General features: G+C 55.1%; 12 protein-coding genes. 3 read left to right on the forward strand and 9 right to left on the reverse strand.

Annotated features, from left to right (window positions below; all coding sequences use genetic code 11):
• Positions 1-184 precede the first annotated feature (184 nt).
• Positions 185-3,001 (forward strand): ExeM/NucH family extracellular endonuclease, encoded by a 2,817-nt coding sequence (locus MJ923_RS18120; protein ID WP_240592296.1) that lies wholly within the window; start codon positions 185-187, stop codon positions 2,999-3,001.
• A 356-nt stretch (positions 3,002-3,357) separates the two neighbouring features.
• Here MJ923_RS18120 and MJ923_RS18125 read toward each other — a convergent pair whose 3' ends face one another.
• The 9 genes from MJ923_RS18125 to MJ923_RS18165 all read right to left on the reverse strand — a co-directional run bounded on the left by MJ923_RS18125 (position 3,358) and on the right by MJ923_RS18165 (position 13,863).
• On the reverse strand, positions 3,358-3,816 hold the full coding sequence (locus tag MJ923_RS18125; protein ID WP_240592297.1) for a hypothetical protein: 459 nt from the start codon (positions 3,814-3,816) through the stop codon (positions 3,358-3,360).
• Positions 3,817-3,928: 112 nt separating this feature from the next.
• Positions 3,929-4,321 carry a hypothetical protein gene (locus MJ923_RS18130; protein ID WP_240592298.1) on the reverse strand — a complete coding sequence of 131 codons (393 nt, stop codon included), beginning with the start codon at positions 4,319-4,321 and terminating at the stop codon, positions 3,929-3,931.
• Positions 4,322-5,193: 872 nt separating this feature from the next.
• On the reverse strand, positions 5,194-5,511 hold the full coding sequence (locus tag MJ923_RS18135; RefSeq protein WP_240592299.1) for a YdbL family probable chaperone protein: 318 nt from the start codon (positions 5,509-5,511) through the stop codon (positions 5,194-5,196).
• 10 nt (positions 5,512-5,521) lie between these two features.
• Positions 5,522-5,680, reverse strand: coding sequence for a YnbE family lipoprotein (locus MJ923_RS18140; RefSeq protein WP_083766438.1), 159 nt, complete (start codon positions 5,678-5,680; stop codon positions 5,522-5,524).
• Between the two features lie 41 nt (positions 5,681-5,721).
• On the reverse strand, positions 5,722-9,039 hold the full coding sequence (locus tag MJ923_RS18145) for an intermembrane phospholipid transport YdbH family protein (protein ID WP_240592300.1): 3,318 nt from the start codon (positions 9,037-9,039) through the stop codon (positions 5,722-5,724).
• 118 nt (positions 9,040-9,157) lie between these two features.
• Positions 9,158-10,549, reverse strand: coding sequence for an aspartate aminotransferase family protein (locus tag MJ923_RS18150; RefSeq protein WP_276313164.1), 1,392 nt, complete (start codon positions 10,547-10,549; stop codon positions 9,158-9,160).
• Between the two features lie 157 nt (positions 10,550-10,706).
• Positions 10,707-11,771 (reverse strand): DUF3083 family protein, encoded by a 1,065-nt coding sequence (locus MJ923_RS18155; protein ID WP_126166640.1) that lies wholly within the window; start codon positions 11,769-11,771, stop codon positions 10,707-10,709.
• Positions 11,772-11,973: 202 nt separating this feature from the next.
• Entirely contained in the window at positions 11,974-13,092 is a 1,119-nt protein-coding gene (locus tag MJ923_RS18160) for a DUF481 domain-containing protein (RefSeq protein WP_240592302.1), read from the reverse strand.
• A gap of 114 nt (positions 13,093-13,206) precedes the next feature.
• Positions 13,207-13,863 carry an arylesterase gene (locus MJ923_RS18165; RefSeq protein ID WP_420854496.1) on the reverse strand — a complete coding sequence of 219 codons (657 nt, stop codon included), beginning with the start codon at positions 13,861-13,863 and terminating at the stop codon, positions 13,207-13,209.
• Between MJ923_RS18165 and MJ923_RS18170 the strand changes: the two genes are divergently transcribed.
• A complete protein-coding gene (locus MJ923_RS18170; protein WP_240592303.1) occupies positions 13,844-14,581 on the forward strand; it encodes an ABC transporter ATP-binding protein in 738 nt (245 codons plus the stop codon). The genes MJ923_RS18165 and MJ923_RS18170 overlap by 20 nt on opposite strands.
• On the forward strand, positions 14,575-17,031 hold the full coding sequence (locus tag MJ923_RS18175) for an ABC transporter permease (protein WP_240592304.1): 2,457 nt from the start codon (positions 14,575-14,577) through the stop codon (positions 17,029-17,031). Before MJ923_RS18170 ends, MJ923_RS18175 begins: the two co-directional genes overlap by 7 nt.
• Positions 17,032-17,034: the final 3 nt, after the last annotated feature.

Consider the following 17,034-nt stretch of genomic DNA (forward strand, 5'->3'; position numbering starts at 1 on the left):
CTTAATACTTTCTGCTGTTGACCCCGGGTTTGGACAAGTGTTTTACATATGACACCCATCTGTAACATTTGTGGTGTACAATCGCCGTCGATTGCCGCCATAAAGGTTGGGTAAATCAATACGATACAAAATATCGTGCGGATAATTCATATAAAAAGCACAACACCAATTTAGGGGTTAACACATGAAAACCAAAGCGTCCCTGGTCGCTTTGGCGCTGGGCAGCGTGTCTGCCGGCGCCTTTGCAGCCGATACTCTCGTCATGTCTGAATATGTCGAGGGCTCCAGTAACAACAAAGCCATTGAAATCTACAATCCCACCAACGCCACAGTGGATTTGAGCGAGTACAGCCTCAAGTTCTACTTCAATGGCAACAGCAGCGCAGGCAGCCAAATTGCCCTGACAGGTTCGCTGGCCGCCGGTGCCACCCATGTAGTGGCCGACAATGACGCCAGTGCCGATATCCTGAGTCGTACCCAGCAGCAAAGCAATGTGAGCTTCTTCAATGGCGACGATGCCATAGTGCTTGAGCATCTGGGCTCCGTGATAGACAGCCTGGGCCAGATTGGCGTGGACCCCGGCAGCGAGTGGGGCACGGGCGATCTGTCCACCGCCAACAACACCTTGCGCCGCGACCCGAACAATCTTGTTGCCGATACCGACCCTTTTGATGCCGTGACCCTGGCCACCTGGCAGGGCTTTGCCCAGGATGATTTCAGCGACCTGGGTAACTTCTCAGCAGGTCCGGTAGAGCCACCCTCGGAAGGTTTGGTGTGTGGCGATGCGGCCACCGCCATCCATGCCCTGCAGGGCAGCGGCGATGCCAGCCCGCTGGTTGGCCAGATTGTGGAAGTGGAAGCCATAGTCGTGAGCAACCAGGAAGCCGGACTCAAGGGGCTGTTCCTGCAGATGAGCGATGCTGAGGTTGATAACGACCCTGCCACCTCTGAAGGTGTGTTCCTCTATACCGGCAGCGCGCCAACCGGTTATCTGGCCGGGGATCGTATCCGCGTAAAGGCCAAAATTGTTGAATATCAGGGTCTGACCGAACTGTCGAACATGACCGACAAGGCGCTTTGTGCGACTCAGCAGCCACTGCCCGGCGCCGCGCAGCTCAGCCTGCCGGTGAATGATGTGGCAGAGCTTGAAGCTTTTGAAGGCATGCTGGTGAACTTCAGCCAGAATCTGGTGGTGAACGAGGTGTATAACCTCGGCCGCTACGGTGAGATCATGCTGGGCGGCAGCCGCCACTTTATCGGCACCCAGGTGGCAACACCCGGCGCCGATGCGCTGGCGGTGATTGCTGCCAACAAGCGCGACAGCATCCTGCTGGACGATGGCAAAACCAGCCAGAACCCAGATCCTGTTATCTATCCGGCGCCGGGCCTTTCTGCCAGCAACACAGTGCGGGTAGGGGACACAGTGACCAACCTGAGCGCCGTGATGCACTATGGCTTTGGCGTGTACCGTTTGATGCCGGTGGATACAGTTAACTTTGTCACCACCAACCCACGTACCGAGGCGCCAGCGCTGGATGCGGGCAACCTCAAGGTAGCCAGCTTCAACGTGCTTAACTACTTCAATGGCGATGGCCTGGGCGGCGGCTTCCCGACAGCCCGTGGCGCTGATACCGCCGAAGAGTTTGAACGTCAGCGCGCCAAAATCATCAGCGCCATGGCGGCCATCGATGCCGACGTGCTGGGTCTGATGGAAATTGAAAACGACGGCTACGGCGCTGAGTCAGCGATTGCTGATTTGGTAAATGGCCTGAATGGCGCCACCGAACCCGGTCGCTACAGCTTTGTTAACCCGGGCGTAGCCGCCATAGGCTCTGACGCCATCAGCGTGGGCATTATCTACCGCGCCGACCGCGTCAGCCCCGAAGGCGCTGCCAAAATCCTCTACAGCAGCAACTCTGCCCTGGACGAATCAGGCGCAGTGCTTTTTAACGACGGTAAAAACCGCCCCATGCTGACCCAGGCATTCCGCCATCTCGATACCGAAGAAACCCTGGTACTTGCGGTGAATCACCTTAAGTCCAAGGGCAGTGACTGCGTGGCTGAGAACGACCCTGATCTGGGCGATGGTCAGGGCAACTGTAACCTGACCCGTACCCGCGCTGCCAAGGCCGTTGGCCTGTTCCTGGCTGCCGAGTACCCCGAGTCCAAGGTGCTGGTGATTGGTGATTTGAACTCCTACGCCAAGGAAGATCCGCTCACGGCCTTGAGCGACGCCGGTTTGACCGAGCTCTTCGCCCATCTGGGTAAAGAAGGCGCTTACTCTTACGTGTTCTCCGGTGAGTCTGGTCAGCTCGACCACGCACTGGCAAGCAATGAACTGCTGGATCAGGTGGTGGATGTGACCGAGTGGCATATCAACACCGACGAGCCACGCATTCTCGACTACAACGTCGAGTTCAAGAGTGCCGGGCAGATTGAGTCGCTCTATAGCAACGATGGCTACCGTTCATCGGATCACGATCCAGTGGTGATTTCACTGCAACTGGAGCGTGCCAATGAGCTGCCGGTTGCCGACTTCGGCTTTGACATCCGTGGCCGTAAGGTGAAGTTTGCAGCCAGTGCCAGCGATGCTGACGGTCAGGTGCAATCCCTTGCCTGGGACTTTGGCGATGGCACTCAGGGCAGTGGTGATGCTGTGACTCACAAGTACAAGGCCCCGGGTAACTATCAGGTGACTTTGACTGTGACCGACGACATGGGTGGCAGCACTGTGGTCAGCAAGCTGGTTTCCGTTCAAACCAGCCCTGATAACGTGGCGCCTGTAGCTGTGATTGAGCACTATGACCTGGTGTTTGTGGACCTGTTCGTATCTGCCAGCTACGACACCGATGGCCGTATTCGTAAGCAGCGCTGGGAGTTCAGCGACGGCGTGAAGTTTGCCTCCAAATGGGTGCTGCGCCGCGCTGGTCGCGCCGACAGCGTAACCCTTACCGTGACCGACAACGAAGGCGCCACTGACAGTACAAGTCTGAGTTTTTAAGTAATGGCAAGGTGGGATTAGCCAGCGGTCATCACCAGATTATCACTGGCGAATTTAAATAAAAAAACCGGCGCAATGCGCCGGTTTTTTTAGTTTATGCGTGCAGTATTGCCTGTGTTCACTCTGTGGCTTCAGGTAGCGAGCGAAGTGAACCATTACCTTTAAAAATGCAGATAGCTATACGCGCCCAGATAGGCACAGGGAATACTGCCAAGGTGGCGTTAATCGCTTGCATGCGTAAGCTCTTGGTCACACAGTTTCCTTCATAAAGAGTCATGATAAAAAACGGAACTCGCTGGGGCGAAAAATCACCTGGATTGGCGTAATAAATATTGATGGAATGCCACAGTCACTTGTTAGGCTTTTTGCTTATATTGATAAACAAGAGCATCTCGCTCAAACCACTCCATACCATGTTCACTTTCGCATAAAGCATGTGAAAACTTCATCTCGGAGGGGTTATTTAGTATCCCATTTTCCCCGAAATACTGTTCTTTATCACCTACTAAGTCAATGCCTGGATATCCGAACTGTCTAAATTTAAACGTATCATTATTATATATGATTCGTATTTCAGATTGATTTTTCCATGGATATGTCAAAGATTCCAAGCCCACCTCTTCAAAATTCAAATTATATTTGTAGGCTAGAGTTTCCACTACGAGATGGCGAAATAATGAATCGTTAAACTCTTCCCAAGGGTCGTAGCAAATTAATCCCACATTTGAGGTATAAGGCCAAATTGAATCTAATGCGGATGCGTAATTCAACATGATTTCAGATACGTTTCTTTCTCTAAATAGAGGCATGTTCATTAACCTAGCCTAACGCCCGGCTAAATCGCCGGAACTGAGTTGATTGTTTTGCGCTAGCGTAGCGAAAAAGCGCAAAACGAGCAACGCAGTGGAGGTCGGTTTGAGCCGTTTGTTAGCAGTTGATGGCTGTAAAATCTTCATAGCAATTGTGAATAAACTTTAAGCTTTTACCACTACTGAAATTGAACTCAGCTGAGACAACCTCGCCATTCCCAGAATATTGAATTTTATTTAGATCACTACCAACCACGCCGTCTAATTCGCATAGGTTTAGCAACGCCAGACATATTCCAATGTTATGGTTTACTGGCTCAGATGGAACCTCATGGCGCCAAAATATGGTGTCACCATCGAAACAAAGCTTGGACCATACGGAATCAAATTTTAAAAAAATGGTGTTGGCTGGATCAGTTACAGATTCACCTTCCTGCTGTTGAATAAGGTAAACGCCTTCGCACTTCTTACCAGTGATCTTTGGCTCATCTCCATTTATTTGATATTCCATGGTTGATTCCTAATGGACTGCTAATATTTGTATAACGAGCCGGCATGTTTATCACCTCAGACCAGTAAAAAGCGTGCCGGGGAATCTGTTTATTATTCTTTGGGTTAGCCGACTTTGTTCATATCAATTTACAAGCAAAGCGTGCTGGCACGCTTTGCGCGTTGTTACGGCCTGTTATCTCATCAAGCTAACTTAGTAAGTATCTGAAAAGCTGAACTTACCTTAAATCTTCATTCAACAAACCGTGCACCATCAGGCGGCAAAGTGTGCTGGCGGTGACTCTTTACTCTGTGAATGACAGCCGTTTGGGTCTGCTGCGCTGAGTGCTTAGCAGTCAGCATCGAGCATCGAGCACTGAGCCATAAGTGGGTGCTGCTAGGCGTTTTTCACCTTGGGGAATGCCTGCGCAGCATCCGCGCGCTCGTTTAACATGATCGCTTTAATATGGCCGTTTTAGCATAGCTACCGCAGGGGCGGGGTGAGTATAACCTCGTCCTGAGGAGCTGAATTTCATTTTGATTACAGCATCTTGTCAGTAATCAGACCCGCTTGGCAAGAAAGATTAGACCCACCTGTATCTTTTTAAGAATGCTTACTGAACTAAGTGTGGTGTATTCAACTGTTGCATCATGTCAGAAAATGAAAAACAGCGCCGAGATGGTCAGCGCTGTGATGCCAAGCAAGCGATAGAAACATCTGGCGCGTTTAAGCGCTGTGACCTTGTCGTGCTCTTTTTCACAAAGCCAAGATTCATAAAGCCAACGGCCAGTTTGGCCGTCGAATGCCAGAATAAATTCCGTTGGCAGAACAAGCAGTAAAGCCCCGATTATGCCGATAACAAGCAGCAGAAACTCGGTCATTGACAATGGACGTTACTTTTTAACCCACTTGCCAGAAGGGTCCTGAATAAAGTGACCCTTATCGGCGGCTTTAATGGCCTTTTCGGCAGCGAGTTTGGCCACATCTGAGGTGGCAATTTTATTTTTGGCGGCAATTTTTTCGTAATGGGCGCGGCGCTTGGCGTTGACTTCATCCATCACGGCGCGGGCCTCGGCGTTGTCTTTGACGAGCCCAAGGTAGCCATTTTGCTGTTCGCCCACCAAGCCCTGGGATTTTGCCTGTTGCAGGTCCATAGCGAACAGGTTGAAAGACAGCAGGGTGGCGGCAGCCAGCAACATGAATCGTTTCATCGCATTCTCCTTAGAACAGCTGGTCGTCGGCGAGCAGGGCATCAAGCTCCTTGTCCACCTTGATGCGGATTTCGTGTTCTATTTTCACGTTCAGATTAATAACAATCGGCTTGTCCGGCGGTTCAATTTTGACCGTGGGCGAGCAGGCTGTTATCAGCAGCGCCATCATGGCGCCAAGGCCGGGTGCGATTAATTTCACGCTCTTGTCCCTCAGTTAACACTCTGTTCAATATGACTTTGCAGCTTATCGCCTATGGTCAGGCTGCGGATAAGTTGCAGTAAGTTCTCTTCGTGAGAGTAATTCAAGTGAATGGGGCGTTCAATGCCTTCACTCTTTCCTTTCACTTCAACATTGATAAGGGCATCGCCGTTATCGCTCATATCGAAGCTGCCGGCAAGGCTTGAATATTCAAGATGCTTGAGCGCATCAAACACCAGCGCCAGATGGGGCTGGGAGGCAACCAGTTCATCCACGGCCGGGTTATTGGAGACTTCAATCAGGCCGCCTGGGGCTCGGGCGGCGAGGCGACCGCCGCTGACACTGACCTTTCCGCCACGCATATCCACCGGCAACACCCCATCAAACAGGCCATCTGCTTTAATGCCTTCCACCGGCTGCAATGCCAGCAGCTCTTCTAGGCTAAGCCCGGTCAGCACCAGATAGGCGTGGGATGGCTGCTTGAGGTTGAGTTTGAACAGTGGCAGTAAAAATTCCCCTTCGAGCAATTTGCCGCGGCTGGTGAGGTCAATATCGAACTCAGACAGGGTGCCGTCGTCGGCGCTTTGCAGGGCCAGTGTGCCCTGACCGCTGACGTCACTGAGAATGATGCCGGGCTGGAAGTGGGCCAGCGACCAGCTCAGCTTGTCGCAGCCGAGGCGAAAATCGTTGTCCTGGCGTTTATCCTGATGCAGGGCGCAGCTTGCGCTGACATTTCCGCCGTGAAATGGATAGGCGCCCACGCTGCCTTCAAGTTCGCTGAAGTGAGTGTTCAGTTGAATATCTGTGGTTTGCTTAATCAAATCCAGCGCAATCCCGGCGGTAACGCGGGTATCGCCGGAGAGTGGAATATCACTTGAAAGACTGAGGCTGCCTGCCAGCGCCTCGCGCCAATTGGCAAGGCTGTTATCCCCCTGCCAGTTTGCCTTAATAGTTTGAATACTATCGGCTTTTATGCCAAGGCGGTGTTCACTTACAAGCCTTATCGGTTGATACTGGCCCAATTGCCACTGCTCATGGCTTTGCAGCAAACCGGGTTTGCCTGTGAGCTGCTGATTAAGCTGCAACCAATCCACATTGAAGCGATTGGTTTTAAGGCGCTTACTGCCGGCACTGCGGGGCGCCTGGCTCAGGGCTTTGATGCTGCTTATTGTCAGTGTTGAACCAAGCTCGGGCCTCGCAGCCAGCAGACTGGTCAGCAGCGGTGTTTGTAGAGGGGCTGCGGGTTTATCTGCTGCTTCGCCCCTGGCGCCTGTGTGTGCTTTGCCGTCCGCTTTGGCGCTAAGTGGCAGAGCAAACGTAAATGGCTTTTGTACCTTGGTGCTAAAGCTCAGCGAAGCGATATCCAGTTTGTTGAGCTTGTAGTCTGAGGCCTGTTTATTTTCAGCAGGCTGGCTTTTCGCCGCGCCAGGCTTGGCGATTGAGTCTGCGGCAGAGGCGCTCATGCCGGAAGAGCTCATGCCAAATGAGCCAATACCAGCTTTCTGGCTCAGGGAAATATCATCAATACTCACATCCAGCCCGGCCTTGCTGGCGGCAATCTTGAGTTGGCGTGCTAGGTCGCCAGCACCACTTGCATCAGAACCGTTCGCATCCACACCACCCGCATCCGCAGCAAAACCTAAGCTGAAACTGGCCGCATCAGCGTTTGCCAGCCTAAGTTTGCTGCTGCCAACCATTAACTGGGTGTCGGTGTTGGCAGCCAGTTGCTGCACACTGGCGCCAGCAAGATTAAGCTCCAGCGTATTCAGTGCAACCTGGATGGAATGGGAGGTTTCAGCCTGTTTGCCCGCCGGAGCAGATTGGCTGGCCATCACGCCTTTATCGCCCCCGGCTTCTTTGCTGCCGAGTTCGGCCGACAGGGCTATCCTTGCTTGGCTTAGGCTGATTTGGGGCTGGCTCAGGTTTGTTGGTTGTGTGCTGAGGCTGGGCTTTGCGGCGGCGCCAGGGTTTACGCCCAGAGCGCCGAGTAAATGGCTTATATCAAGCTCGCCACTGTGGCTGAGGCTAAGGTCAACAGGGCCGCTGATCCGCTGTAGCCAATCCTGCTGAGCTTCTTGCTGAGGCGCCGCTTGAGGCGCTTTTTCTCGTTGTTTTGTGATAACAGGGCTGGCGGTAAGCCCAAGCAGCCAGGGGCCTGAGTGTGCCTGCAGTGTCATCTCGGTGGATATTGGCTGGCCGCTCGCCATGGCAACGCCCTTGGGTAAACCAAGTTCAAGGTCGAGCGCGCCTGAGTCATGCGCGCTTGGTGAAAAGAGCGCCGTATCTATGCGTTGCAGCGTGGCTACGGACTCTGGCGCCAGTGCGACATTTGCTTGCAGGTAAGCAAGCAGTGCATGCCGTTGGGCCTTGCTCAGCTGACTGGTCAGCGTCAGAGGGCTTAGACGCATGCTTGCACCATCCACATCCATGTTGGCCTTAAGCTCAGTATCGCTTAAGTTGAGACTGAGTGAGTCCAGAGCGCGCAAGCTGAGGCTCGCGTCTTTGAGGCGAAGCTCGCTCGCCAGGGCGGCGGTTTTCAGGGTGAGACTGCTTTGAAGAACCAGGTCGCCCTGAATGACAGGACCGAGTTTGGATTCGAGTAAACGCAGCTGCTGCAAAAAGCCGAACAGTGGGTTGTCCGGGGTGATGGGCAGGGCGGTGTCGGCCAGGCGTTTAAGCAAATTATGCCCCGCCGGCAGCGACAGAACCAGCGCAGTCTGCCAGGTCTCTTCACCCAGGGTTGCGTTTAAATCCAATATCTTATCGCCATCCGGGTTGGCTATGCGGCTAAAAAGGCGCCTGTCTTCACTAAGGGATAAATAGTCGAGCCGCAGCAGTTTGCCCTGCTGGGTGTCTATGTCGATGGGCCCCAGGGCAATGTGCGGCAACTTATCCAGATCCAGCGCCAGCGCGGCTCTGTCATCGGCCTGATGGGTACCGGCGGCCATCAGTGAACGACTGCCAAGGAACACATAGCTGTGCTCAAGGCCAATGCTTTGGGGTAAGGGCAATGAGAGGTTATTTTGCCAATAACCACGCGCGGCATCCATGGCGAGGGCCGTCAGGGGCTTATCGAAGGTGACCCTCAAGCCCGAAAGTTGCAGGCGGCTGTCTTCAATATCCAGATTGAGGTTTTCGATGGTGATGCCGTGAGTCTCGAGTCGCCAGGCAAGACTATTGAGGGTTACACCTGATTTGGCCAGTTCACTGCGGGCAAGGGAGGTGAGCCAGTCCTTGCCCTGATACCAGAGCACAGTGGCGGTGCCGGCAATAAGCAGCATCAGACTGAGCAGTAAAATCCCAATCAGGCGAACAGCGCGTTTTGCCAAAGTCCCGTTACCGTAAAATCCATCTATGGCGCGAGTTTAGCACGATGACGCTCGGTAACTACACCCCGCAGTTCGCCATATCAGCGCACCCTGACATCAAGTTAGGCCGCCGGCAGGGTTACAACCTGGCACCCTCAATCGCCAGCAGCTCGCTCAGTCCAGCGTCCAGTGTGGCAATCAGTTTATCGACATCAGCAGCGCTGGTATGGGGGCAGCACAGGGTCATGTTGTGAAACGGGGTGATGAGAATGCCACGGTTAATCAGGTACAGATGCAGAGCCATTTGCAACTCATCATGGAAGGCGGCTTCTGCCTCGGCGCCATTGCGGGGCGGGGTCTGGCAGAACTGGAATTCGCAGCGGGCACCAAGTTCGGTTACCGACCAGGGCAGTTGATGCCTGGCGATAAGCTCACGAAAGCCCGAAGCCAGGCGTTTTGCCAGTGGCAACATATGATTGTAGGCCGCCTGGGTCATGACTTCTTCAAGGTTGGCGCGCATACAGTGCATAGCGAGCGCGTTGGCCGACAAGGTAGTGCCCATGCCGCTGTGGCCGTGGCCTGTAGACGCTTCGTTAATGTGTGCCTTGGCCTCCCGCATTGCCTGACTCATGGCTTCACTGCAACCGAATACACCGCAGGGCACGCCGCCTGCCACGGGTTTGCCCATCACAAAAAAGTCCGGCTCAAGCTGCCACAGCTGAGTACATCCACCTAGATTGGTGGAGATGGTATGGGTTTCATCCATCACCAGCAGGGCGCCGTACTGACGGGTAAGCTCACGGCAGCGCTGCATAAAGCCCTCGTCTGGCAGCACCATGCCGATATTGGTCATGGCGGGCTCGCACAGGAGCGCACACACATCTCCCTGTTTGAGAGCGGCTTCGAGCGCTTCTGTGTCATTGAAGGGAATGGCGCGGCTGTACTGGCTTAAATCGTACACCTGACCCACAAGCCCGGGTCTATGCACTGTGTTGTCGCCTTCGCTTCGCACCATCACATCATCCATGGTACCGTGATAGCAACCATCAAACACCAGCAATACCGGCTTTTGGGTGATGGCCCGCGCCCAGCGCACCACATAACGATTGGCATCGGTGGCGGTAGCCGTGACCTGCCAATAGGGTAAGCCAAAGCGCTCGCTTAATATTTCACCGCAGACAATGGCATCTTCGCCGGGCAGCATGGTGGTTAAGCCTTTTGTGGACTGGCGCGCCAGCGCCGAGGCAACCGGCGCCGGAGAGTGGCCGAACATGCTGCCGGTATCACCGAGGCAAAAATCCACATATTCGTGACCATCTACGTCGCGAAAACGGGCGCCACTGGCGCTGTCGACAAACAGAGGATAGGGCGTGGACCAATCGGCCATCCAGTGCATGGGCACGCCGCCGTAAAGTGACTTTTGCGCCCGTTCGGCCAGGCTGCGGGATTTGGGGTTACGCTCGATAAAGTAACTTCTCTCAAAACTCATGAAAGTCTCTACGGCGTGTGAACTAATCCCGCTGGCGGTCATTTGTCGGCTCCTGTTTGTTTTATTTATTGAACGCGATGTTCATTATTATCATTGCCCATTTCGGTTGGCAAGAGGGACAAAATTGCAACAGCCAGCGCCCGCCCGGCAACAAAAAAGGAGCCGCCTGGCTCCTTTTACATGTAAAAACAGATAAGTATCAGCGTTTGTAGCTGATGTGCTGATGGAAACGCACCACCAGATCCTGACGCTCGCCGTCGATTTCAATGTCGCGGGCGAACTGACGCAGCGCGTCTTCCACTTCATTCATAAAGCGGCCAAAACCGGCGTCTTCATGATCTTCCTTCCCGGCGGCAACCACGAAAAAGGCGGTTTCTACCAGGTTGTCGGCCTGCCAGTGCGCCAGGAATTGCGGTTCGGCGGCATTGGGGTCAAACCCCAGCATTTGCACGCCCTTGTCGGTGCTCAGGCGGTCAAACTTGGAGTTACGCACCAGTGGCAACAAGCCGTTGGCCACCATGGCCGAGCGCTTGAAACCATGTTCGTTCACGGCCTTGTGGAAGCTGTCCTGCAGCTTTTGGTACATGGCGCCGTAGTTGGCGTTGTTGTCACCGCCAAGACGCTGCTTGAGGCGACGGCCAAGGGGCAGGGTCACAGTGACGTAGCTCAGGGAACTGACATCTTCTGGCAGCTCACACTTACGGGCCTTGTAGCGCTGGGCGATGCCGCGCAGCTTAAAGCCGTAGGTCTTTTTGTTGCCTTTGGCGCGGGCGAACAGATCGTAGGTCAGGTGCTGGTGGTCACGCACCTTGATGGGCTGCTCCAGCGCCAGTGTCGGCGCAAATTCAGCCAGCAGGCCCTGAACCTGGGTGTGGAAGGTGGCGGAGTTGGCACGCAGCTCGTCACCCACGGCCAGGAACAGGAAGCGGATTTTACGGGTGCGGTAGTCGGCACGGGCGAACAGATTCTGGGCTTCGTGGTAGCGCGGGTTGTAGAAGAAAATGACCTGCTGATCGGTCTCCAGGCAGTAGGCTTCGGTGTGGAAGCGGACAACGGGGAGTTTGTCATTGGCGATTACATGAACATTGCGCAGATCGTGCTTGTCGGCCAGCTCGAAGAACTGTTTGGCCAGCGCCTGATAGCAGCTCAGGTAATCGGGGTATTGGCTCAGCAGGGCGTCCGTGAGTTTAATTTCTGCCGTAATGTACTGGTTGGTACGGGCGTCCGTGGGCAGATAGACCTTTTGCTGATGGTTGAAAGACATAATCACTCCTTGGGTACAAAGAGCCACTGACGGGCTCGCGTTGCAGCGGATCCTACCGGGGATTTGCTACAGAAATGTTGTTCCGGCACACATTTTTAACTCACTCTAGCCGGGGTGTATGAGTTTTCGCTTAAAAAGCGATGGGGAAAGCAGGGCGAAGGCCGAAAAAAGGGAGCAGAATGCTCCCTTTGTGATCCAGGCCTCAAAGATCGATGCCGATGCCAATAATCAGCTGATAATCATCACTTTTGGGGATGCTGCCGTCGGCATTGGCGCGGGGGTTGTTGGTTCTGTCCCACACCAGCGACACATCCAAATCGAACATATCGGTCAGGTCGATGGAGATCCCGGTCAGGGCATGGTGGGAGTAACCGCCTGAGTCCTGATTGCCGTAAAGCAACTGGTAGCGGGCATTGAGGTCAATATCGTCGGTCAGCTCGTGCTCAAAACGGGTATCCAGCACGAAGGCGGCGGTGCCTTCGGTGTCTGAGCCACCGGTCTCCACTTCGCTGAAGCGGGTATAGGTGTAGGCCGGGCCACCACCTATGGTCCATTCGGTCTTGGAGTTATCGATGATGTCATAACCCAAACCGGCGTCCAGGGTGAGCTTGGTGTCGATGTTCAGGAAGGGGTCTTTGTAGTATTCGATAAACACCGGCCGCAGGTAGAACTGCTTGGAAATGAACCAGTCAAAACTGCCGGTGATACGGTGGTTGTTAACTGTGTTTTCGCCGTCATTTTTGGAGTATTTGCCGATGTAATCGCTGTTCAGGCGTGACTCCGTGGTGCGACGCTTGATGTTGGCGGTTGCGCTGTAATCAATCTGGTCGGTGTTGCCCGAGCGCAGGTTGGCCCCCAAAGACATCTTGCCGGACCAATAATTGGCCTCAGTTTGGGTTCCGGCAATAATGGTCAGAATTTGGCTGCGATCAAAGGGTCTGCCGTCCAAATAGGCTTTGCCATCAATAATTTCCAGCTTGCCGGTTTGGGTGCTCAAATCCACCATGCCCACGGATACTATCCCAGAGCTTCGCAGCGCCTTCACGTCTTCCCAATCGAAATAGAGGGTGTCGAGGTTATCACTCTCAAATTCCAGCTTGTCGTCGTAGAGGTTTTTTAGCTCGCCCTTGAGCAGCTCGTTGGAGGTCAGCAGCAACCAGTCGAAACTGTCATCCACCGTTATCTGAAATGGATTGGGGACCTGAGGGCTGGTGGCGAGTGCCAGGGGGGACAATGCCGTGGCGATGCCGCCGAGGGCGGCGAAGGTGATGGCCCGGGTCAGGGCCTTGAAATGAGGTTTCCTTGTCTTGGCGTTCAACATGGTGCTCCTTGCCAGAGTTGTCGCAAATTTGTTGGATTTTACCGACAAGCTCTTGGCTGTATCAACAAGTCAACTACCTATTTTACAAGGATAATACTTAAGTTTACCCCCGGTTCAGCCCGGGTTGGCCGCTGTGGCTGGCGAGCTCACCATGGCGGCAAACCAGGGCAACATAATATCGGCAATCTCGCCCTGGGCAGCTTGGTTGGGGTGAATTCCGTCCCGCTGCATCAGTTCGGGGCGGGTCACGATTTGGGTCATAAAAAATGGCATCAGGGTTACGCCGTCGCGCTGACCCAGCTCGGCGTAAACCTGGGCAAAGGCCTTGGCATAGCGGGGGCCGTAATTGGTGGGCACCATCACTTCGCTCAGCAGCACGTTTGCGCCACTGCTCTGAGCCAGGTCAATGATTTTTGTAAGATTCTTTTTCAGCTCAACCGGCGAGAATCCCCGCAGACCATCGTTGCCACCCAGCATCACAAACACCACCGAGGGCTTGGCAGACTCAAGCAGGCCGGGCAGTCGCCTAAGACCGCCAGCGCTGGTTTCGCCGCTCACAGCGCCGTTGACCAGGGTGTGTCCCTGCAGTTTGGGGCGCATCAGATTGATCCAGCCTTGATTTTCTTCCATACCATAACTTGCACTCAAGCTGTCGCCGAGGATTAATATAGTTTCGGCCTTCAGGGGGAATGCCAGAAACAGGCAAGTCAGCATCCAGCCCATGCCACGAAATTTACGGAATTCAGAAACTATGTCACAAAGCCATGCCATCAAAGTCGCCCACCTTAAAAAAATCGTCCAAACCCAGGAAGGGGAGCTCACTATCCTGAAAGGGGTGGATATGGAAGTCAAGCCGGGGCAATCGGTGGCCATTATCGGCCCCTCTGGCTCGGGAAAGTCGACCCTGCTTGGGTTACTGGCGGCGCTGGACACGCCCTCGGAAGGGGAAATTTGGCTCGACGGCAGTCCACTGTCAGGGCTCGGCGAAGAGGCGAAAGCCGCACTGCGGAAAAAGAAAGTCAGCTTTATTTTTCAGTCCTTTATGCTGGTAGATACCCTGACGGCGCTGGAAAACGTGATGTTGCCGGCCGAACTTGGCGGCATGAAAGACGCCAAAGAACGGGCGCTGGCGATGCTTGAGCGGGTTGGGCTTTCGCACCGCATCAACCACCTGCCACGCCAGCTCTCCGGCGGCGAGCAGCAGCGGGTGGCCATTGCCCGAGCCTTTATCGGTGAGCCGCGGGTGCTGTTTGCCGATGAGCCAACCGGCAACCTCGATGGCGGTAATGCCCACAGGGTTGCCGACATGCTGTTTGAACTCAATGCCGAGCTTGGCACTACTTTGGTGCTGGTCACCCACGATAACCAGCTGGCACTGCGCTGTGAGCGTCAGTTCACCATGACCGAAGGCGAGCTGGCCGAAACCACTGTAATTGCGGAGTCGAGTGCTGCTGATGCGACAGCCGAAGTGCGGGAGGCGGCATGTTAAGAGCGCTCGCCTTACGGCTTTTCTGGCGTGAACTGCGCCAGGGGCAACTTATGTTGATCCTGCTGGCCATTGCCCTCGCGGTTATGGCGGTCACAGGCCTGGCCCGGGTCAGTGAGCGGCTGCAGGTGGCCATTAACGGCGAGGCGGCCAAATTTACCGCGGCCGATCGCATCATAGACTCGCCTCAGCCACTGCCGGCAGCACTGCTTGCCAAAACCGATGCGCTGGCGCTTAAACGCACCGATAGCATGCTGTTTAACTCCATGGCCTGGTCCAATGATCAGTTTCAGTTGGTCACAGTGCGCGCGGTTGGTCCTGGCTATCCGCTCAAAGGCCAGATTGAGCTTGCCGATGGCCCTACCGCTGCGCTGCCCGAGCCCGGGGCTCTGTGGTTCGAAGGACGGCTCGCCGGGTTAATTGGCAACGCCGATAAGCTGGAGATAGGTGAGCGCAGCTTTGCTCTTGCCGCTGAAATCCGCCGCCTGCCGGATGCTGGCTTCAACCCCTTTGCCTCGTCGCCCGTGGTGCTGATGCGCATGGACGATGTAGCTTCCACCGGGATCGTTGGCCCCGGCAGCCGGGTGACCTATCTGTATCAGTTTACCGGTGACAGCGCGGCATTAACTGAGCTCGATACCCTGATGAAAGCCGAGCTTTCAAGCTCACAGCGCTTAAGAGATGTGAAAAGCGGCGATTCGCCCATTGCGGGTGCAGTGGAGCGGGCCGAGCGCTTTTTACTGCTGGCAAGCCTGCTGGGGATTGCGCTGGCGTGCGCCGCCATCGGTATTGCCGCCCAGCGCTATTGTCAGCGTCATTATGACGTGGTCGCCATGTTCAAAACCTTTGGCGCGTCTTCAAAGGAGATCCGTACCCTGTTTGCCCTCCATCTGGGGCTGGTGACCTTGGTTGGCGTGATGGTTGGGGTGCTGGCCGGGCTTGGGCTCGATGCGCTGGTGGCGGCTTTCCTGCCCGATGAGCTTAAAGCCTACAGTGCGCCGCTGGTGCGTCCTATCCTGCTTGGCGTCTTGACCGGCGGGATCAGTGCGCTGATGTTTTCAGCCTACCCACTGCTTAGGCTGCTTGCCATTCCGCCGCTGCGGGTGCTGCAGCGCGAGCTGACCGGGCAGGGTGCCGGTGTGTGGCTGCATGCGCTGCTAAGCCTCAGTGCGATGGCCATTCTGGGTTATGCCTATTCGCGCTCGTGGCAATTAACCGGTGCTGTGGTGACTGGTGCCTTGCTGCTTGGCGCCATTTTGTTTGTGCTCGGTTTTGTGATGATCCGTATCGGTCATGGCGCCGGGCTTAAAACCACCAATCCATTGCAACTGGCGCTGGCGGGACTCAGGCGCCGCGCTGCACAAAACTCGGTGCAACTGGTTGGCTTTTCCACCGCGCTGGTGTTGCTGCTGACCATTTTGGCGCTGCGTCAGGACTTGCTGGATGATTGGCAGCGCCAACTGCCGCAAGGTGCGCCCAACTTCTTTTTGGTGAACATAGCCCCTGAGGATGAGGCGCCGCTGGCCGAATTTCTCGAGCAACATCAGATAGAGCGCACGGACATTTATCCTGTGGTGCGTGGCCGTTTGGCATCGATAAACGGCGAGGCTCTTATCAGTCAGCAACAGGCTGAAGAGGGCGCCCAGGGCCGGGTAGGTATTGGCCGTGAACTCAATATGACCTGGCGCGACACCCTGCCACCCAACAACAGCCTGGTGTCCGGCGAATTTGGCGAGGATCCTGATGGGGTGTCGGTGGAGGCCAAGGTGGCTGAGCGGCTCGGGCTCAAGCTGGGTGACAGTCTGTCGTTTGTGATTGATAACCAGACGCTGGATGTGCACGTAACCAGTATCCGCACCGTGCGCTGGGAAACCATGCAGCCCAATTTCTTCATGATTTTCAGTGAGCAGGCGCTGCAGCGCTTTGCCTATACCTCGATGCTGAGCTTCCATCTGGAAGAAGCGAAACGGCCGCTGGTGGTTGAACTTATCAAGGGCTTTCCCACCATTTCGGTGATAGACGTAGGCGCCATGGTGGCGCAGCTCAGGAATATAGTGGCGCAGGTGTCGCTGGCGCTTGGGGTTGTTCTGGCCTTGGTGATTGCCGCTTCAAGCCTGGTGCTGTGGGCGCAAACGGAGGCGGGCATGTCGGTGCGCCAACGTGAGCTGGCGGTGCTGCGAACCTTTGGTGCAGGCGGCAGCTTGCTGCAACTTGCCACCACCATGGAGTTTGCCGTGCTTGGCGCTGTGGCCGGGGTGGTGGCTGTGGTGGTCACCGAAGCTGTGCTGTTTATGCTAAAGACCTGGGTGTTTGAATTGACTGTAAACTGGCATTTGCAGTGGTGGCTCTATGCACCTGTGCTTGGCGCGGTGTTGGTTGCGTTGCTGGGATACTGGCGCTGCCGCGAGCTGTTGTCCCGCAGTTGCCTGTCGCTGCTGCGCACCCAGGAGTAGTGG

It is taken from the genome of Shewanella zhuhaiensis (genome assembly GCF_022484835.1).
Taxonomy (GTDB): domain Bacteria; phylum Pseudomonadota; class Gammaproteobacteria; order Enterobacterales; family Shewanellaceae; genus Shewanella; species Shewanella khirikhana.